Genomic DNA, 18441 nt, shown 5'->3' with positions numbered 1-18441 from the left:
TGTATCTTTTTTTTAATTTAATATTTATAACTAGTTTTCTATTAAAAATTTAAATATTAGTTTTAATAAAAAATTGTATTAGTGAATTTTTTTATATTAAATTTAGTTAATGCTTATTAAGCTTAATTAAACTATATTATTTTCTTTATTATTGAATTTACTTTTTATTAATTAATTTTGGTGTGATATATGAGTGATGAAAAATTATCTATGAATGAAGCTTTAGAACACTTAACTAGTGAAGATGTTAATACTCGTAAGTTAGCGGTTAATAGTTTAGTTGGGGTTACTGATGATGTTGCTATTGATCCTTTGATTGAAGCTACTACTGATGAAAGTTCTCCTGTTAGATTTAAAGCTGCAGAAATTTTAGGAACAATGGGTGAATCTGCTGTTGATAAACTTATTGAACGATTTAATAATGAAAATGGTCAAAATAAAAGATTTATTACTTATGCTTTAAAACAAACTGGTGATGAAAAGGTTATTCCTTGTCTTGCTGAAGCTGTTGAAGATGATGACGCTATTGTTCGTAAGGTTGCTGTTCGTGGTCTTGGTGAGTTAAAAGCTAACGATAATATTGATGATATTTCTAAAGGTTTAGATGATGAAGATTGGGGTGTTCGTCTTGCTGCTATAAGATCCTTTGGTGATTTAGGTACTGAAGAATCTATTAAATTAATTAAGAAGGCTAGACGTAAAGAGAAAGATAAAGATTTTAAAAAGGCTTGTAATAAATCTATTCAAAAAGCAGAGGAAGCTGTTATCCCTTATCAATTTAATCTACTTGTTGAAAATGGTTTAGTTGATGTGGATGAGAAAGATTTAGGTTCTACTCCTAAAAAACGAGTTAAAGCTATGAAAAAAATTATTAAGGAAAATAAAGATTTTTTTAAAAATTAATTTTTCTTTTCTTTTTTTATAACTTAATAGTTTTGTCATAAAACTGTTTTGTAACAATACTTTTAAATATTTTTAAAACAAAATAAATAATAAAGAAAAAATTTCAGGAACAAACAATGATAACAGAAAAAGACATTTTAATAAAAGAACCTAAAGAATATATTGATAAAGTAGCATTAATAGCTCAAATATCATTTATTGAACGAAGCCAACAACGTTATATGTCTAATAAACTAAAAGAATTAAATTTGTTCTTAGGAGAAGTAAAATTAATAATGTCAATATGTGCAAATGAAGGTTTAAGCCAAGAAGATTTAGTAAAAACATTTGGATTAAATAAATCAACAGTAGCAAACTCTTTACGAAGTTTAGAAGAACAAGGATATATATTAAGAAAAGTTAATCCTAATAATCGGAGAAAAAATCAAATTTTTGCAACAGAAAAGGGGAAAAATCTTTCTAATAAATTTATTAATTATAATTTAGAATGGGAATTAAAAATGGGAATAAATAATTTGAATCCTATTTTTCGTGAAGAATTAGCTAAATTAGCTAGTAAAAGTTTAAATGATTTAAACTCTTATTAACCGTGATTTTTTATGTCAAATAAAAATTTAGATTTACTTTTTGGGGATTATAAAGTAGCATTACGTACAATGATGATCCCTATGATGTTAGGAATGCTTATAATGCAATCTTACAATCTTATTGATGGAATTTGGATTTCATTTCTTGGACCAACAGCTCTTGCAGCATTAGGTGTCACTACTCCATTATTTATAGTTTTAAATGGTTTTGCTAATGGTATGGCTGCTGGTGGAACTAGTCTTATAGCTCGTTTTATTGGAGCTAAAAATAAAGATAAAGCAGATCAATCTGCAACTCAGGCAATAATTCTTGCAATAATTATTTCTATAATTATATCAGTAATTGTATTAGTTTTCCAAAAACCAATACTTTCATCTATAGGTGGTAAAAGTATTTTAAGTATTGCTGTTCAATACAACACCATAATATTTTCAGGTGCTATATTTGTCATGCTTATGGCTATGCTATCTGGAATACTTAGAGCAGAAGGTGATATGAATAGGGCATTATACATAATGGCATTATCCGGTGTAATGAATGCAGTACTCGATCCTATTTTCATGTTCAAATTAAATATGGGAATTCAAGGAGCAGCTGTATCTACAGTTATATCCGCTATAATACCATGTATTGTTCTTATTTACTGGTTATTAATAAAAAAAGATGCATATGTTAAAATCAAAGTAAAATTTTTAAAACTCAATAAGAAAATATTATATGCATTGCTAATGGTAGGCATACCTGCTAGTATGGAAATGCTCTGCATATCTATACAGTTAGGATTTATGAATACAATACTCTCCACTATAATTAATACAAATGCAGTAGCAGCTTATACTGCTGGAATGAGAGTAATATTATTTGGTATAGTGCCAGCAGTAGGATTAAAATTAGCATTAGTTACAGTAGAAGGAGCATCTTATGGTGGAAAAAAATTTTTAAGAATCAAAAAAGTATTTCAATATGGAACTAAACTAGGAATATTAATAGGATTAAGCATAGGTATTCTAATTTTTATATTTGCACCACAAATAGCATTACTATTCAGTTATTCTCCACAAACAGCACAATTAATACCACAAATAACGTTAATGTTACGGGTAATGATAATATTCTTTTTATCTCAACCAATTGGCAGTATATGTAGTGGATACTTCCAAGGAATAGGTAAAGGACCAACAAGTTTATTTACAGCAATATTACAAGAAATAATCTTCCCCATAAGTATTGTACTAATTTTAGTATTATCATTTAAAGTGAATTTTACAATTTTACTTATAGGATTAGTATCAGGTAAACTTATTGGGGCAAGTATAAGTTGGATATACTCTTATATACATTGTAATAAAGATTTAAAACAATATGGTTCAGAAGGAGAATTAATAACAGAAAATAATAAATTAAATTTATAAAATAATAAAATTAAAAAAAAGTTAAAATAAAGAAGATTTATTCCTTTTTCACTTCATTTATTTGATAAAGATCTGTTCTTCTATTTGCAAGTACAGGAATATCTTTTCGAACATTATCAATTAAATCTAAATCCAATATTTCAGTAATTAATTTTTCATCATATTTAGCTTCAGCTACAATATCTCCCCAAGGATCACATATAATACTATGTCCAAATGCATTATATTCTCCTTTTTGATTTAATGCAGGTGAAACACCAATACAATAAACTTGATTATCTAAAGCTCGTGCCTTAAATAATGTTTCCCAATGACTTGGCCCAGTAGTTAAATTAAAAGCCCCTGGATAAATCAGTATACGAGCACCTTTCTGTGTAAGTATTCTAGCTAGTTCGGGGAATCTAATATCATAACATATTCCTAAACCTATCTTTCCCCATTTAGTATCTACAAGTGTAAAATCATCACCAGCAGTCAATGTATCAGATTCTTTAAATCTAATTTTTCCTTTAACATCAATGTCAAATAAGTGCATTTTTCTATGTTTCCCAATTAATTTCCCATTATTATCATAAAAAAAGCTAGTATTATATATTGATTCACTACCATCTTCATTAATCTCTTTTTCAGGAATACTTCCAGCCAATATATAAATTTTTAATTCCTTAGCTAATTTTTGAATGTGTTGTAATGTAATACTATCTTCAGCTATTTCAGAATATTTTCTAAATTTACTATTTTCATAAGGACAATTAAACATTTCAGGCAATATTGCTAATTCAGCCCCTTTATCTCTAGCTATTTTTATATAAGTTTCTGCTTCTTTAATATTTGCTTCTTTATTATCTATTACATTTATTTGACATAATGCTACTTTTAAAATGTTCATTAAAATGGCTCCAATAATATTTGAATTAAAAAAAAATTTAAAAAAAGTAAAAAAATTTTAGATGAAAAATTTTGTTTAATCAGTAAAATGAATACTATTTATCATCTTATTGATTGCAGATGTATTTGTTGCATTTAAATATGGATTATCACTTTTACCATTGTTGATTACCCAATTATAATAAGTATCGTCATGAATAACAGATATATATCTTGAATAACCATGTCCAGTAGTATTTATTGATATATCAGTTGCATTTACACCATCAATAGTTATATTATTCACACTAATGATTTTCCCATCTAAAGATTTCGCAGTTTGATTAATACTATTTTTAACATCATTAAGTGTTATATCACTATTATTAATACAACTAAATCCAATCACCGTTTTATCAGGTGTACGGAAAGCAACTTCTCCTTGATCTGAGTCTCCACTAGTACTATTATACTGTGACCAGCTAGTAGGATAACTAAATGATACTTTATCACTACTATAATTTCCTGGACCCATATGTGTTTCTTCACTAGTAAACATTGTTGAACCAACAGCTGCAATAATTATTGCAAGCAATGCTATCACAATAACAAATATTGCAATGTTCCGTCTACTAATTTTATTTAAGAAATTAAGGCTGGAATCTTTTTTAGGTTCATTATTACTTTTAAAAACATCTTTAATATCTTTAAAAACATCAGGTTCTTCGGGAACTTTAGTTTTAACTGATTTTGGCTTTTGTGTTTTCTTTACTTCTTTTTGTGTATTTTTAACAGTTGTATAACTTACTTCTTGATCTTTACTAGCCTTAAATCGTTCATATTTTTCCTTATCACTCATAAAATAAGAATCTGGATGAATATTTTTAGGTTCTTCTTTTTTTATATTATCTTGGCTTAAATCATAACCACTTAAATCAAATTTTTTAATATTAAAAGATGGTTTATTAAAATTAGAAGATTTAGGTTTTTCTTTTTTGCCATTTTTAGAATCACTTAAATCTTTAAAACTACCCATTATTTGGTCTTTAAAGCTACTTTGTTTTACAGATTCTTTTTTATTAGTTGATTTTGTGAAGTCATACCCACAATTTCCACATTTAGGTGCACTATCATAACTTGCATTCCCACATTTTGGACAATATTTAACCAAAACTTCAAACCTCCACTAATTTATAATATAAATATTTTTTTATGAATACTAATATTTAATAGTTTTTAAAATATTTTTTTAAAGTTTTATCAAAAAGTATTTAATAAGAATTATATAAATAAAACTAATTATTAATTTTAAAAAAATTTTCAAGGAAGTTAAAAAAATGTTTAAAGTTTCAGAAGTATTTTTTAGTCCAGGAAGCACAACTAAAAAAGTTGTAAAAGAAATATCCTCCAAATTCGATGGTGAAAAAGATTGTTATGATCTATTAAAAGAACACAATAAAATAATTCTTCAAGAATTTCAAGAAGATGAACTTCTAATTATAGGGTTACCTGTATTTAGTGGTAGAATCCCACAAATAGTAAAAGTAGATTTAGAAAACTTAAAAGGAAATAATACCTTAGCAATCCCCGTTGTTGTTTATGGAAACAGAGATTACGATGATGCTCTTCTTGAATTGAAAGAAATCTTAGATAAAAATGGATTCAAAACAATAACTGCTGGAGCATTTGTAGCACAACATTCAATATTCCCTGAAACTGCTAAAAATAGACCAGATTCAAAAGATTTAGAAAAAATTAATGAATTCACAACTAAAACTATTGAAAAAATAGAAGATTACACAAACAATAAAGAAAACTTTAAAGAAATCACAGTTCCTGGAAACAAACCATATCGAGAAATTCAAGGTGTTCCTCTTAAACCAACATCTAATAAAAATTGTACTGAATGTGGAACATGTGCTACTCTATGCCCTACAAAAGCAATCGATATAGAAAATCCAAAATCAACAGATGGAAGTAAATGTATTACATGTACTGCATGTATATATGCATGTCCAGAAGATGCAAGAGAATTTAATAAACTCATGTTTGTTCCAGCATCAAAACTATTTGCTAAAAAATGTAGTGAAAGAAAAGAACCCGAATTCTTTTATTAAACAATTTTAAATAATTTAATAAATATCATATTTTTGGAGAAATAATAAAATGGTAAAAGAAAATATAGGAAAAGAAATAATTTTTGGAAATGATAATTACACAATATACCGTGTAGGTGACTGGAAACATGATTACAAATTAAATGTAACCGGAACTTCCTCACAATTACCTGCATCCGAACCAACTAAAAAACATGTACTTTCACAAATGGAACAAATAAGAAAAGCAGAATTTGAATGGGAAGGAAAAAAAGTTAATGGTATGATTGGTATAGGATTACAATTAAATGAAGATTTACAAAAATTATCTGCTGAAGAATTAATAAATTTAGAAGAAAAAGAATATAAACAAATTTTAGAAGAATTAGATAATTTAAAACTAGAAGATAATAATAAATTTTTAAGCTTAGAAACAAAAGATTTCCTAGTTTATAAACTTGAAATGGCACATGAAGGTCTTCAAGTTCAACCAGCCACACCATACACTTTAGAATATCATTTAAATGAAATTGAAGAATTAAAAAATAAAGAACAAAAGAAATAATTAGGAATACAAATTTTTTATATTCCTAATAATATTTTTAAACCGATAATAATTAAAATTATACCTCCAATAATTAAGAATTTATCTCCGAGGTAATCACCTAATTTTTTACCAATTAATGCACCAATTATAGTGAATATAAAAGCTACAGATCCTATTAATAATATAGGAATCCAATAATTTATATGTAATAATGCAAATGTTAAACCAACAGCAAATGCATCGATACTAGTAGCTATTGATAATAATGTAACTTCTTTAAAACTAAACTCATCAACGGTTTCTTCGTCATTTTTTAATCCGTCACGAATCATATTTAAACCTATAAGTAAAAGAAGTATAAATCCTATCCATGTTGCCACATTTGATACAAATCCACTTAATTGATTACCAAAAAAGTACCCAATTAATGCCATAAGTGCTTCTGAACCACCGAAGAATATAGCATACCATAAAATTTGTGATTTTGTTAAACCTTTTTGGGAAAAACCTTTAGTTAATGACACACTGAAACTATCAGTACCTAATGCCATTGCTAATAATATCATTGAATAAGAATCTAATATCATTTTTATGTCTCACATTCCATTTTTTTTATTTAAATATGTCTAATGTTACTTTTTTATCATTTTTCAATTCTTTTGGAGGGGTAACACTTACGAATTCTATCCCTTCTTTTTCAGATAATTCTTTTGCATCCTCATTAATACTAGGTGCAACAAGTAAGCCACGGATTTTTTGTTTCTCTGCTCCTAAATCTTTCAGATAATCATTTTCAGGATTTTCAAAATCACTCAAGTATCTTTTGATTTGTTTCACGGCATTAGTTCCAGCTTTTCTAGCTTTTAATTCTAAAACCATTAAGTTTCCATCATAATCTTTACCTAATATGTCAATGAATCCATGTTCTGTACTATATTCTCTTGCTGTAGGTTTAAAACCTTCTTCTATTAAGTAAGGTTTTTTCATTATCATATCGCCCATATCTTTTTCATAACCAGCAAGTTCAATTTCTGCATAGTCTTTAGCTACAGAATAACTTGCAAATAAAGTTTTTTTTACTTCAACTTCTAATCGTTCTTTAGGGGTTCTACGATAACTTTCTAAAAAAAGTTCATTATCATGGACATTTACCTTTGTTCTGGATTTAGGAGGTTGCCAATTAACAGGTTCAACCTTTTTTTCTTGATGAACTAGAAATGATCCGTCAGGTTTAATGATTATTAAACGTTCTCCAAAATCTAATTGACTCAGAGCACGACCTTCATAAATTATTTTACAACAACTAAAAAGGGTAATCATAGCTTTTTTACATAAACCCTCTTTAACTAAGTCATATGCTTCTTCACAATTAGGTTTTTCTAAAATTTTATATTTCATATAACTTATTAATTGTTGATTATTTCTTTTAAGTTTAATCTATTTTTTATAAAATTAATAAAATTAGTAATTTATAATAATTTTTAATCATATACAATTTTTTCTTTATTAATTTTTCTTGCAGTAATGAAAGCATCAACAATACTGTAAATCCATATTAATATATTTAATACTATTGGATATACACTGTAAGCTAAGCAAAAACCTATAAAAATGAATATTAATAATATTACTGCACCTTTACCTTTTTCACCATTGTATATTTGACCAAAACCAGGGATTATGGATAATACTGCTGCAAGAATAGGATTTTTTTCTTCAAATTCAAAATCATCATTTACTTTAATTTTTCCTTTAGTTTCTATTTTAACTTCTTCATTTTCTTTCTCATCAGGCATTTAAATTACTATCCTTAATGTTTTATTTTTAATTAATAATTATTTTAGTTAATCATATTAAATTAATCTTATTGTAGTTTATAAAAAATTTTATTAAATAAATAAATATAATAAAAATTAAAAAATATAAAAACGGAGGGTTACTTAGTTTATGGATATTGAAAATACTATTAAAAAAGAAAGTCATTTTCTCACTGAATTTAAATTTGAAGCCGGTGATGTTCTAAGAGGGGTTAAAGTTGAATATGGGACATTAGGAACACCAAAATATGATAAATATGGTCGTGTTATTAATGCTATTGTTTATTGTCATGGTTCAAGTGGAAGTTATAAATCTGTTCGAAGAATCAATGAAATAACCGGTCCTGGTGAAGTAATTGATACTGATAAGTTTTTCATAATAAGCATGTCTACTTTAGGATCACCTGGAAGTGCTAGTCCATCTACTACTTCATTAGGTTATAATTTTCCAAAGTACAATATAAAAGATATGGTTAATTTTCAAATTAAATTTTTAAAAGAAAAATACAGAATTAATCATATTATTGGAGTCATTGGTAATAGTATGGGAGGATTTGAAGCATTAACTTGGGCAACTGAATATCCTGATTTTATGGATTTCACTATTTCTTTAGCAAGTAGTTATAAAACTGCAGGTCATAATTATGCTTTATCTAAATTCATGAATCATATAATAGAAACTGACCCTGATTATAATGAGGGTAAATATTCTAAAAAATTAGCTAGATCTTTACGTTTAGCTTCTGAATCAGTCTACACTTTTGGACAATCTAAATCTTATTATAGGGAATGTTCCAATGATGAAATAGATGAAGAAATGATTATGTTAGCTGAAGAAGGTGTTTTAGATGATCCTAATGATTTAATTTATAATAATAATGCTTCTTTAAATTATGATATTGAGAAAGATTTAGGAAAATTAAAATCTAAATTATTAATAATAGCAATTGAAGGTGATGAATTTTTCCCTCCTGAATTAGATGGAATTCCATTACATAATATTGTTTCAGGTTCTGAATTAATTATTTTCAAATCATTACATGGTCATCTTGGATCTTATGAGTTAAAACAAGTTAGTGATAAAATAGAGGATTTCTTAAAAGAATTTAAAGAATAAAATTTTTTGGAGGGTTTTATTAAAATGATTGTGAAATTAGTTGATTATGGTATAGAATCTAATAATATTGGTTATATTACTTATAATATTTCGGATTTAGATAAGAATTCTCTTAGTTTTTTATATAATAATTTAACAGATGGGGAGAAAAAACTTAAGGATGATTCTTTAATTTTAACTATGAAATACTCTGAAAAGTTTTATCCGTTTAATGTTGATGGATTTCAAATAAAACCTGAAGATTTTGTGGCACGTGAAGAAATTGAAATGAAATATTTTTTATCAAGTTTTCTTGAGGATATGGGATAAAAAAAGAATAAAAAGAAGTGATTTAATTTTTAATGTATAGGGAAAGGTTTTTTTATTTAGATGCTTGTATCATTTTGTTTACTGCATTGAAAGATTTTTCCCGAATATCTTCTGGGACTTTTACAATATGTTCTTCATTTTGAAGAGCATTTTTAAGATTTTTTAGGGTATGTAATTTCATAGTTTCACAGATTGCATCTGAAAGTAGAGGATATAATTTTTTACCAGAAGTTTCATTCTCTACTCTTGTCATGAAATCAATTTCTGTTCCTATAATAAATTCATCTTTCTCTGAATTTTTAATATGATTTAACATTCCACCAGTACTTAACACGTAATCTGCAGCATTTTGAACTTCTATATCACATTCTGGGTGTACAATAACATCTGCATTTGGATGTGTTTTTTTAGCATTATCAATATCTTTTACTTCATATTTTTTATGTACGTAGCAGTGACCGTCTCCTGGTATTGGTATGATTTTTTTGTCGGTTTGTTTTTCCACGTATCTTCCAAGGTTTGTGTCTGGTCCGAATAGTATTGTGTCTGAATCTAAACTTTCTACTATTTTTAATGCATTTCCACTGGTACATAATATGTCTGATTCGGCTTTTGCTTCAGCTAAACTATTAACATATAATACAACTGGTGCTTTAGGGTATTGTTTTTTTGCTTCTTTTATTTGTTCTGCATTTAACATGTGTGCCATTGGGCATTCTGCTTCAACATCTGGTATGAGGATTTTTTTATTTGGATTTAGTATATATGCTGTTTCTGCCATGAAGTCTACTCCACAGAATACGACTATATCTTTATCTTCTATTTCAGATGCTTTAATACATAATTCTAGTGAGTCTCCAAGGAAATCAGCTACTTCTTGGATTTCTTTTGGTTGGTAATTGTGTGCAAGTATTATTGCATTTTTTTCTTCTTTTAATTTAAGAATTTCTTCAATCAGTATTTTATTTTCCATTTTTTTCTCTTCCCTACTTTTTTTATATATTTTATGAATCATTATATTAAAATAAGTACTATATAACTATTGTTATAAAAATTTTTTTATTTAAAAAAAATTATTCCATTCATACTTTCTTTTCAATTTTCAAGACTTTATTCTTATTATGTTTTTCAATAATCTGTCTGACTTCATCACCTAATTCTAAAGTATATTCACTAACTTTAGTATAATCATTAACCCAAATAAATAGTTTAACTTGACTTCCAAATTCACTTATATCCATATCATAAACTATTGGTTTTTTTCCAGACATTACCCAAGATTTTTCTTCAAATTTTTCAACAAAATCATCACTAAATGCTTTCAAATCAATTCCAAAAGGAACCAATACTTCTAATACTATTTTATTTAATTCTAATTTAGGATAATTTACATACATTTCAGTATTTAATGTGCTGTTAGGTATTGTTACTCTAAATCCATCAACTGTTATAATTTCAGTGTTTCTGAAAGTAACTTTTGAAACTTTACCTTTTAAATCATCCACACTAATAATTTCTCCAACTTTAATATTTTTATCTGTAATTAAAAATATTCCACCTATAAAGTTACTGAAAACATCCTTAGCAGCAAAACCTACTACAATACCAATTAAACCTAAACTAATAATTATTCCTTGTAAATCTATTCCTATTAACTTTAAAATCCAAGCTAATGCAAAAATTAGGATTATATATTTTAATAAATCAGTAATTAAATATAATATGGTTAAATCCATATTGAATTTTTTCCAAAACTTTGTAATTATACTACTTAAAATATGTAAACTTATATAAGCTACAATTAAAATGATAATAATGTAGAAAAAAGTGTCTAAAAAACTTAGATCTAATATTTGGGATAATGTTGGAATCATAATATAATCTTCTTTATTTTATCTTTAAAGTTCTATCTTCATGAAATCATATGCAACTACACTATTTTTAAAAACTTCAGATGCTTCTTTTTCTATAGTTAAAGTATTCGTATAACGAGTACTGAAATGTGTTAAAATTAACTGTTTAACATTTGCTTTTTTCGCTATATTTGCTGCTTCTTTAGATGTTGAATGAGAGTGATCTTTTGCTTTTTCACAATCACTGGAATCATAAGTTGATTCATGTATTAATATATCGCTATCTTCTGCTAGTTTCACAATTCTTTCATTAGGTCTTGTATCTCCAGAATATGTTATTTTCCTACCTTTTCTTGGAGGTCCTAACACCATTTTAGGGGTTATTTCTTGACCATCAACTATTACAGACTCGCCATTATGTAATTTTCCAAAATCAGGACCAATTGGAACACCTAATTCTATTGCTTTTTCTCTTAAAAATCGTGGTTTCTTTTTTTCAGTAATAGAGTAAGCTAATGCTGGAACATTGTGGTCTGCAAATGCACATTCTATAATATATTCCTCGTTGTCTATTACTTCTCCTTCTTCTAAAATTTCATGAAAATTTAATGGGAAATTTATTACAAAATAACCTATATGTTGAATTGCATTAAATAGGGCATTTACTCCTTTAGGACCATATACATCTAAAGGTTTCTCCCTACCTCTAAAACCCATTGATTGTATAAGTCCAGGTAACCCAAGTATATGGTCTCCATGGAAATGTGTTATGAAAATTTTTTCTATTTTCATTGGACTAATATGGGCATAAGTTAATTGTTTTTGTGTTCCTTCACCACAGTCAAATAATATTACTTCACCAAATGCTTTTAAACTTATGCTAGAGTGGTTTCTTTGTTTACTTGGTACTGCAGATGCTGTTCCTAAAAATTCAATTTCCATATAAATTTTTCCTTTTTTTTAAGAATTATAAAAATTCGTCTTTAATATTTATATTTCTCATTTAATATAAAATTAAATACTAATAAATAATATTAAATTTAAATTAAATATTATAAATAAATCTTTTTTGTTATAAATTTATTAATAAGATTTTAAGGGATTATATATGGATGAAATAATTAAGTATATGTTAACAGAAGATGAAGGTTATGGAGATATAACTTCTAATGCTTTAATAAATTCAGATATTGTTGTTGAAGGTTTTATATTATCTAAAGATACAGGTATTCTTGCAGGTATTAATATTATTAAAGAAATTTTTGAAGAATATAATGTTTCTATATTAAGTAGTTTGAATAATGGAGATATTATTAAACCAGGGGATAGATTAATAGAATTTAAAGGTTTAGCTAAAACTATTTTACTTATAGAACGTACAGTTCTTAATCTTTTAATGAGAATGAGTGGCGTGGCTACTAAAACATTTAATATTGTAAATGAAGTTCATAAAATTAATCCTAACTTAAAAATTGCAGGTACAAGAAAAACTTCTCCAGCTTTACAAAAATTTGATAAAGAAGCTATAATTATTGGGGGAGGAGATCCTCATAGAAATGGTTTAGATGATATGGTTTTAATTAAAGATAATCATATTGCTATTGTTGGGGGCGTTGCTGAAGCATTAAAACTTGCTCATTGTAATGTTAGTTTTTCTAAAAAAATAGAAATTGAAGTTGAAAATAGTGATGATGCAGTAATTGCAGCTAAAAATGGTGCAGATATTGTAATGTTTGATAATATGAATCCTGATGAAGCTCTTAAAACATTGAATATATTAAAAAATGAGGGTTTACGTGATAATGTATTAGTTGAATTATCTGGTGGGATTACTGAAGAGACTATTCTTAATTATGCTAGTTTAGATGTGGATATTATTTCTTTAGGTGCTTTGACTCATTCTACTCGTAGTTTAAATTTTAGTTTAGATATATAAATTTTTTCTATTTTTTTTAGTTTCTTTTTCCTCATTTTTCGCACTATTAAAATTCTTATAGTAAGCTTTAATAATTATTATAGTTTTCCTTTACACTACTTGAAAAATTATATTGTTTTGCAATAATTTTAAATATGTTTATATACTGCTTAAAACAAATATAGGTATACACATAGATGAAATAAGCAATACTTATTAAAGTAGAAGCTTTTTTTTACAAAAATAAAAAATTTTAAAAAAAATAAAAATTTCACAGGAGTTTAATGATTATGTCAGAAGAATATGAAGAAGTAAATATGGAAGAGGAAAATAGCACTGAAGAAAACGAAGAAACTGAAGAACAAATCACAGAAACGGTAGAAGAAGTACCTGATGATGATTTACCTTTCGCTAAAGCAGAAGTAGTACGTTTAATGAAAGAAAACTTAGACTCTGACAAAATGATTAGAGAAAGAGTAAAAGTAGAAATGAACAGATTCCTTGGAGATGTTCTACAAAATGTATGTAAACAATTAAACGATTACCCATACACTACAATAGAATATGAAATGTTAAAAGAATCAACATATGCATATAATAATATTACTAGAATCAATAAAGAAAAAGAAAGAATATTATTACATTTAGATGCAATAAAGGCAGATTGTGATGCTTTAGCAATGGATGTTAAAAGAACAATGAAACTTAAAGATGTTGAAGAAGAAGACGAAGATTTTGCTGAATTTTCATCATCTAATATACCAGAAGAAACTGAAGATGAAGAAGAATATTAATTAAAAATATTCTCCTTTAATTTTTTTATCTTCAAAAAAAATAACTATTTTTAAAAAATATTATTTAGCTAAATATTCACTAGATTCTTTTTCTATGATTTTATCCCATGCATTTTTATTTTTTTCACATCCGGGATCCGGATATGTTACATCATGGAAGTAATTGTAAGCTCTAGCTCTACATCCTCCGCATATATATCTAGAGTCACAAACTCCACAATGGCCCAATAATGCATCTTTATCTCTTAATTTCATTAGTAATGGATTATTTGTCCATATATTTTCAACATCATCACGGATATTTCCTAATTTAACTTCTTTTTCATGGGGGAAGAATACACATGGATAAATATCTCCATTAGGTTCTATACTCATATAAAATCTTCCTGCTCCACAGCCTCCTACAAATTCTGATAATTTCATCATTGCAGGATTACTATATTCAACATTATAAAAGTGTGTAGGTATCATTTGGTCATTATTGAATGTATGAGTTACTACATCTGCAAATTGTGGTGCTGTGGATAGTATTTGCATTTCGCCTTTACTATTTTCCTTATAAATTAATTCTAAAAGATTTAACCTTTCTTCAGGAGATAAATCTATTTCACTAATTTCTGCTCCTTTTCCTGTTGGTATAAAGTTATATAATACAAACCAATCAACATTTATACTTCTTAAAAAAGTTATCATTTCAGGGATTTCATCTTTGTTTTTCTTAGTTGCTGTTGTTGATATTTCAACAAATACTCCTGCTTTTTTAAAGTTTTTAATAGCTTCTATTGCTCGTTTCCATGATCCATCTTTTTGCCTGAAATTATCATGTGTTTTTGGATTTACTCCATCTAAACTTATTTGCACAAATTGTAATCCTAAATCTTTTAATTCTTTTGCTTTTTCATAATCATTGAAAATATATCCATTTGTAGCCATACTTACGTACAAACCACGGTCGTTGGCATGTTTAATGAATTCTTTAATTTGTGGATGTATTGATGGTTCTCCTCCACTAAATGCTAAAGATGCTATTCCAAGATCTGCTAATTTATCTATTCCATTTAATATTTCTTCTTTGTTTAATTCATCAGGGCCCTTTTTTCCAGCATTTTCATAACAGTGTATACAGTTAAAGTTACATGCTTGTGTTATGTTCCATACTATTTGGAATGGTGCTCCTGGTGTGAATGGTTTTTTTACTCCAAATGTTGCCATTCCTTTGAAAGTGCTTATTAATCCTTTTTCCCAGTATTCATCCTGCATGGTTTTTATTAAAGATTCTTTTGATGTGTTAAAACTTTTTAATGCTTTATGTATTACTATTTCTACTAATTCGTAGGTTACTTTGCATTTTAAGCATATATTGTCTTGTTTTCCGAGGTAATAATCTAGTGCAGATTCTAATCGTGTTTTTCCACATTTGTTACAGTAAACTAATGCATTGTTTAACATTTTTTGAGATAAAGGGTTATTTATTATGTCTTCAAAGGTTTTTATCATTTTTTCAATATTTTCTTCATCTTCTTCTGTGTTCATTTTATTTCCCTTCTTCTTTTTTCTTGAAGAGTGTTTTTGCAAAGTTTTATTTAAATGACTGACTAAAGGTCACTGACTCTTAGTTAAAAATTGTATATAATTATATATAAACCTTTCTACAAAAATAAAAAATAACATCAAAAAAGAGTATTTGGAGATAAAAAAATGGTGAATAAAACAAGAGTATCCCTACCACCAGATGAACGGAAAGAAGAAATAATAAATTCAGCATGGCATCTATTCTACGAAAAAGGATATAGTAATGTAACAATTAAAGATGTCATAAAAGATTTACACATTGTAAAAGGAACATTCTATTACCATTTTAAAAATAAAGAAGAAGTAAAAAAAATAATTGTAAACAGACAGATAAAAACAGAACTAAGAAGCCTAGAAAAAATCTTCAACAATCCAAATTATTCCACATTAGAAAAATTATCTAATATGATAATGGAAATAATTGATGTATACAAAGACACAGAAAAAATCCATAATGTTTACACACGTAACCCTGAACTATTCCAAGATATATTAATAAAAAGAATGGAATCTTTAGAAAAAATAATGGAAGAATTATTAAATGAAGGAATAGAAGAAAAAGTATTTAACCCTTCTTATTATGATGAAGCATTAGAATTCCTTGTAGTAAGTTTATCAATCACATTACCAATAATACACTACACAATTAACTTATGGCCTGAAAGAAAAGCCGTATTAAAATTAAATGTTTTCACATACAATGCCGAACATATGCTAGGAGCCAAAAGAGGAAGTTTTGATAATATAAAATCCCAATATTGGCATATTGTTAAAGATACATCTATAGGAACAATTAAAACCTAAAAAAAAATAAAATTTTCACTCTTCAGAATCATTATCAATAATAGTAAATCCAGTTTTCAAATGCTTAAGTTCTTCCTCACTTAAATGAGTTTCTACACTTTTTAAATCCATAATTTTACTTTGACCGAAAGGATCATCAATAATTAATGTAACCTCTAAATCACCATTTAAAATTTTATCTAATTCATTGAAAACTTTTTTCCCATTACTTTGAGATTCCTCATCATCAAACAGTGTTAAAGCCCTTTGAGTAGCATCTTTAAATCTAACAATAACCCCTTCTACATTAGAAACATAACCCTGAGATTTTGGGCCAGGCTCAACTTTAATACCAATTTCAGGAATAGAAACAGTTGCACTTTGAGAACGAATAACTCTACTACTTAAATTATCTTTATTAATTTTAAGACTATGACGTGCAGGATCATGTTGTTCTAAACTCATAACGTCACTGTGTTTAAAACCACAAGCCTCACAAATTATACTAGATTCCATAACTTCTCCAAAATATGGAATTTTCACAGTTTTTGTATCACTAACTGCACTATTCTTTTTATGACATACAGGACAATCTATTCTCATCTCAGGCATATAAAACATTCCTCTCATTATTTATATTTAATTATTTATCATTTTCTTTTTATTCACTGTAAAGATATCCTTTACTACCTAATTCTTTAATTATTTTATCTAAAATTTCATAATTTGGTGCACAAATCTTCATTCCATGTTTATTAGATAAATAATAAAGTTCTTTTAATTCCTCTTTCTTTTGAGGATCATCTTCTAAAGCTTTAATAAAACTGTCAGATTTTTTCTGTTCATAAATATTAACTTTTCTAATTAATGGTTCTTTGAAACCTTTAATTGGGTAAATAATACATTCAACACTAGCATTATTCTCTTTAATTATAATATCCATAACATCTTTAAGTTCATCAACATTATTCTTTAAGTAAACAGTTTCACAACTTTCATTAATATTACTTAAAATTTTTTGAACAGTAGTATTTATCTCTTCAGTTTCAATAACTTTAACATCATTTTTTTCAGCTTCACTTAATAAAAAATCGTGAATGGCCCTATTTTCCTTAAAATAATCTAATTGTTTACCTCCACGACGTTTTTCAGTAGCTCGTTTCACAAAACGATTTTTATGTGACTCCTCATCTGAAGATAATATAAAGAAATGAATATTGGCTTGATTTTTATAATTATCTAAATCTATTAGTCCAGGAATTAAATGCACACCTTCAATTATAATATCATCAAAATCTTTTATAGCTCTTTCAATTACTTTTTCAATTGCTGGAACTACAAATGATGCATGTTCAACAAAACCTGCACAAATCAAATCTTCTTCTGTTTTATAGTTTTTCTTATTTCTAAGAGTAGTATACGCCATATATGAAGAAGCATGTAATGCAGGTGCATAATCACTTCCAATAATTCCACGCACAACTTCTCTTATAAAATCAGATTCTATTAAATGTTTTATTCCTAATGATTTGGCAAGTTCTGCAGATATTGTAGATTTACCTATTCCTGAAGCACTTCCAATTAATATAACATATGGTTTTTCCATAAAAAATTCCTCAATTTAATTGGTTTTGGTTTAATATAATATTTTTTTAGATTTTTGGTAATTAAATACTTATTTATTAAAAAAGCTTTTTTAAGGATTTTAATTATAAAAAATACATTTATATTATATAAAAATCATAAATTATTAGTAATATGAGTTTATGAGGAATTTCTTATTTAGAATTTTAACTCATGTTTATTTTTCTATTTACTATTTAACAATTAAAAAACAAGAATTTATTAATTTAATATGAGGAGTGATT

The 18441-nt window shown here is 26.6% G+C and carries 21 protein-coding genes; 10 read left to right on the top strand and 11 right to left on the bottom strand.

Features of this window, described 5'->3' with window-relative positions:
• The first annotated feature begins 189 nt into the window (after positions 1-189).
• The 3 genes from ACA135_RS06465 to ACA135_RS06455 all read left to right on the top strand — a co-directional run bounded on the left by ACA135_RS06465 (position 190) and on the right by ACA135_RS06455 (position 2903).
• Positions 190-903, top strand: coding sequence for a HEAT repeat domain-containing protein (locus ACA135_RS06465; protein WP_409197940.1), 714 nt, complete (start codon positions 190-192; stop codon positions 901-903).
• 116 nt (positions 904-1019) lie between these two features.
• On the top strand, positions 1020-1490 hold the full coding sequence (locus ACA135_RS06460; protein ID WP_409197939.1) for a MarR family winged helix-turn-helix transcriptional regulator: 471 nt from the start codon (positions 1020-1022) through the stop codon (positions 1488-1490).
• A 12-nt stretch (positions 1491-1502) separates the two neighbouring features.
• Entirely contained in the window at positions 1503-2903 is a 1401-nt protein-coding gene (locus tag ACA135_RS06455; RefSeq protein WP_409197938.1) for an MATE family efflux transporter, read from the top strand.
• A 37-nt stretch (positions 2904-2940) separates the two neighbouring features.
• Here the strand turns inward: ACA135_RS06455 and ACA135_RS06450 are convergent, their stop codons facing one another.
• The gene (locus tag ACA135_RS06450; protein ID WP_409197937.1) at positions 2941-3792 is read right to left on the bottom strand and encodes a carbon-nitrogen hydrolase family protein; all 852 of its coding nucleotides are present in this window, start codon (positions 3790-3792) and stop codon (positions 2941-2943) included.
• A gap of 75 nt (positions 3793-3867) precedes the next feature.
• Positions 3868-4941, bottom strand: a complete 1074-nt coding sequence (locus ACA135_RS06445; RefSeq protein WP_409197936.1) for a hypothetical protein — start codon at positions 4939-4941, stop codon at positions 3868-3870.
• Between the two features lie 166 nt (positions 4942-5107).
• Here ACA135_RS06445 and ACA135_RS06440 point away from each other — a divergent pair, with 166 nt between their 5' ends.
• Positions 5108-5887, top strand: coding sequence for an EFR1 family ferrodoxin (locus tag ACA135_RS06440; protein ID WP_409197935.1), 780 nt, complete (start codon positions 5108-5110; stop codon positions 5885-5887).
• A 49-nt stretch (positions 5888-5936) separates the two neighbouring features.
• Positions 5937-6431 (top strand): hypothetical protein, encoded by a 495-nt coding sequence (locus tag ACA135_RS06435; protein ID WP_409197934.1) that lies wholly within the window; start codon positions 5937-5939, stop codon positions 6429-6431.
• Positions 6432-6448: 17 nt separating this feature from the next.
• On the opposite strand, the gene ACA135_RS06430 is transcribed toward ACA135_RS06435, so the two are convergent.
• The 3 genes from ACA135_RS06430 to ACA135_RS06420 all read right to left on the bottom strand — a co-directional run bounded on the left by ACA135_RS06430 (position 6449) and on the right by ACA135_RS06420 (position 8209).
• Complete coding sequence (locus ACA135_RS06430) at positions 6449-7000, bottom strand: manganese efflux pump MntP family protein (RefSeq protein ID WP_409197933.1); 552 nt, start codon at positions 6998-7000, stop codon at positions 6449-6451.
• Between the two features lie 25 nt (positions 7001-7025).
• Positions 7026-7811, bottom strand: a complete 786-nt coding sequence (gene nucS / locus ACA135_RS06425; protein WP_409197932.1) for an endonuclease NucS — start codon at positions 7809-7811, stop codon at positions 7026-7028.
• Positions 7812-7894: 83 nt separating this feature from the next.
• Positions 7895-8209: a hypothetical protein gene (locus ACA135_RS06420; protein ID WP_409197931.1), complete on the bottom strand. Its 315-nt coding sequence runs from the start codon at positions 8207-8209 to the stop codon at positions 7895-7897.
• 151 nt (positions 8210-8360) lie between these two features.
• On the opposite strand from ACA135_RS06420, the gene ACA135_RS06415 reads away from it, so the two are divergent.
• Positions 8361-9347, top strand: coding sequence for an alpha/beta fold hydrolase (locus ACA135_RS06415; RefSeq protein WP_409197930.1), 987 nt, complete (start codon positions 8361-8363; stop codon positions 9345-9347).
• Positions 9348-9371: 24 nt separating this feature from the next.
• Entirely contained in the window at positions 9372-9656 is a 285-nt protein-coding gene (locus ACA135_RS06410; RefSeq protein WP_409197929.1) for a DUF5750 family protein, read from the top strand.
• Positions 9657-9708: 52 nt separating this feature from the next.
• Here the strand turns inward: ACA135_RS06410 and nadA are convergent, their stop codons facing one another.
• The 3 genes from nadA to rnz form a co-directional block, all read right to left on the bottom strand.
• Positions 9709-10629: a quinolinate synthase NadA gene (gene nadA, locus ACA135_RS06405; RefSeq protein ID WP_409197928.1), complete on the bottom strand. Its 921-nt coding sequence runs from the start codon at positions 10627-10629 to the stop codon at positions 9709-9711.
• Positions 10630-10738: 109 nt separating this feature from the next.
• Positions 10739-11530: a mechanosensitive ion channel family protein gene (locus ACA135_RS06400; protein ID WP_409197927.1), complete on the bottom strand. Its 792-nt coding sequence runs from the start codon at positions 11528-11530 to the stop codon at positions 10739-10741.
• Positions 11531-11554: 24 nt separating this feature from the next.
• Positions 11555-12451, bottom strand: a complete 897-nt coding sequence (gene rnz / locus ACA135_RS06395) for a ribonuclease Z (protein WP_409197926.1) — start codon at positions 12449-12451, stop codon at positions 11555-11557.
• A gap of 166 nt (positions 12452-12617) precedes the next feature.
• Here rnz and nadC point away from each other — a divergent pair, with 166 nt between their 5' ends.
• Positions 12618-13445, top strand: coding sequence for a carboxylating nicotinate-nucleotide diphosphorylase (nadC, locus tag ACA135_RS06390; protein ID WP_409197925.1), 828 nt, complete (start codon positions 12618-12620; stop codon positions 13443-13445).
• Positions 13446-13741: 296 nt separating this feature from the next.
• A complete protein-coding gene (locus ACA135_RS06385) occupies positions 13742-14218 on the top strand; it encodes a hypothetical protein (RefSeq protein ID WP_409199098.1) in 477 nt (158 codons plus the stop codon).
• Between the two features lie 60 nt (positions 14219-14278).
• Here ACA135_RS06385 and ACA135_RS06380 read toward each other — a convergent pair whose 3' ends face one another.
• Positions 14279-15751 (bottom strand): radical SAM protein, encoded by a 1473-nt coding sequence (locus ACA135_RS06380; protein WP_409197924.1) that lies wholly within the window; start codon positions 15749-15751, stop codon positions 14279-14281.
• A 165-nt stretch (positions 15752-15916) separates the two neighbouring features.
• On the opposite strand from ACA135_RS06380, the gene ACA135_RS06375 reads away from it, so the two are divergent.
• Entirely contained in the window at positions 15917-16594 is a 678-nt protein-coding gene (locus ACA135_RS06375) for a TetR/AcrR family transcriptional regulator (protein WP_409197923.1), read from the top strand.
• A 15-nt stretch (positions 16595-16609) separates the two neighbouring features.
• Here ACA135_RS06375 and ACA135_RS06370 read toward each other — a convergent pair whose 3' ends face one another.
• Together ACA135_RS06370 and ACA135_RS06365 are read right to left on the bottom strand one after the other, a co-directional pair.
• A complete protein-coding gene (locus tag ACA135_RS06370; RefSeq protein WP_409197922.1) occupies positions 16610-17185 on the bottom strand; it encodes a ZPR1 zinc finger domain-containing protein in 576 nt (191 codons plus the stop codon).
• Between the two features lie 49 nt (positions 17186-17234).
• Entirely contained in the window at positions 17235-18179 is a 945-nt protein-coding gene (locus ACA135_RS06365; RefSeq protein ID WP_409197921.1) for a 3H domain-containing protein, read from the bottom strand.
• Positions 18180-18441: the final 262 nt, after the last annotated feature.

Source organism: Methanobrevibacter acididurans, from assembly GCF_046197875.1.
GTDB lineage: Archaea > Methanobacteriota > Methanobacteria > Methanobacteriales > Methanobacteriaceae > Methanobrevibacter_A > Methanobrevibacter_A acididurans.
Note: the sequence above shows the minus strand (reverse complement) of the source record. Positions and strands in the feature narration are given on the sequence as shown.

Excerpts from the sequence above, each read along its gene's own strand:
- ACA135_RS06465 (WP_409197940.1), top strand. The coding sequence starts at position 190 with ATGAGTGATGAAAAATTATCTATGAATGAAGCTTTAGAACACTTAACT.
- ACA135_RS06460 (WP_409197939.1), top strand. The coding sequence starts at position 1,020 with ATGATAACAGAAAAAGACATTTTAATAAAAGAACCTAAAGAATATATT.
- ACA135_RS06455 (WP_409197938.1), top strand. The coding sequence starts at position 1,503 with ATGTCAAATAAAAATTTAGATTTACTTTTTGGGGATTATAAAGTAGCA.
- ACA135_RS06450 (WP_409197937.1), bottom strand. The coding sequence starts at position 3,792 with ATGAACATTTTAAAAGTAGCATTATGTCAAATAAATGTAATAGATAAT.
- ACA135_RS06440 (WP_409197935.1), top strand. The coding sequence starts at position 5,108 with ATGTTTAAAGTTTCAGAAGTATTTTTTAGTCCAGGAAGCACAACTAAA.
- ACA135_RS06435 (WP_409197934.1), top strand. The coding sequence starts at position 5,937 with ATGGTAAAAGAAAATATAGGAAAAGAAATAATTTTTGGAAATGATAAT.
- ACA135_RS06430 (WP_409197933.1), bottom strand. The coding sequence starts at position 7,000 with ATGATATTAGATTCTTATTCAATGATATTATTAGCAATGGCATTAGGT.
- nucS (WP_409197932.1), bottom strand. The coding sequence starts at position 7,811 with ATGAAATATAAAATTTTAGAAAAACCTAATTGTGAAGAAGCATATGAC.
- ACA135_RS06420 (WP_409197931.1), bottom strand. The coding sequence starts at position 8,209 with ATGCCTGATGAGAAAGAAAATGAAGAAGTTAAAATAGAAACTAAAGGA.
- ACA135_RS06415 (WP_409197930.1), top strand. The coding sequence starts at position 8,361 with ATGGATATTGAAAATACTATTAAAAAAGAAAGTCATTTTCTCACTGAA.
- ACA135_RS06410 (WP_409197929.1), top strand. The coding sequence starts at position 9,372 with ATGATTGTGAAATTAGTTGATTATGGTATAGAATCTAATAATATTGGT.
- nadA (WP_409197928.1), bottom strand. The coding sequence starts at position 10,629 with ATGGAAAATAAAATACTGATTGAAGAAATTCTTAAATTAAAAGAAGAA.
- ACA135_RS06400 (WP_409197927.1), bottom strand. The coding sequence starts at position 11,530 with ATGATTCCAACATTATCCCAAATATTAGATCTAAGTTTTTTAGACACT.
- rnz (WP_409197926.1), bottom strand. The coding sequence starts at position 12,451 with ATGGAAATTGAATTTTTAGGAACAGCATCTGCAGTACCAAGTAAACAA.
- nadC (WP_409197925.1), top strand. The coding sequence starts at position 12,618 with ATGGATGAAATAATTAAGTATATGTTAACAGAAGATGAAGGTTATGGA.
- ACA135_RS06385 (WP_409199098.1), top strand. The coding sequence starts at position 13,742 with ATGGAAGAGGAAAATAGCACTGAAGAAAACGAAGAAACTGAAGAACAA.
- ACA135_RS06380 (WP_409197924.1), bottom strand. The coding sequence starts at position 15,751 with ATGAACACAGAAGAAGATGAAGAAAATATTGAAAAAATGATAAAAACC.
- ACA135_RS06375 (WP_409197923.1), top strand. The coding sequence starts at position 15,917 with ATGGTGAATAAAACAAGAGTATCCCTACCACCAGATGAACGGAAAGAA.
- ACA135_RS06370 (WP_409197922.1), bottom strand. The coding sequence starts at position 17,185 with ATGCCTGAGATGAGAATAGATTGTCCTGTATGTCATAAAAAGAATAGT.
- ACA135_RS06365 (WP_409197921.1), bottom strand. The coding sequence starts at position 18,179 with ATGGAAAAACCATATGTTATATTAATTGGAAGTGCTTCAGGAATAGGT.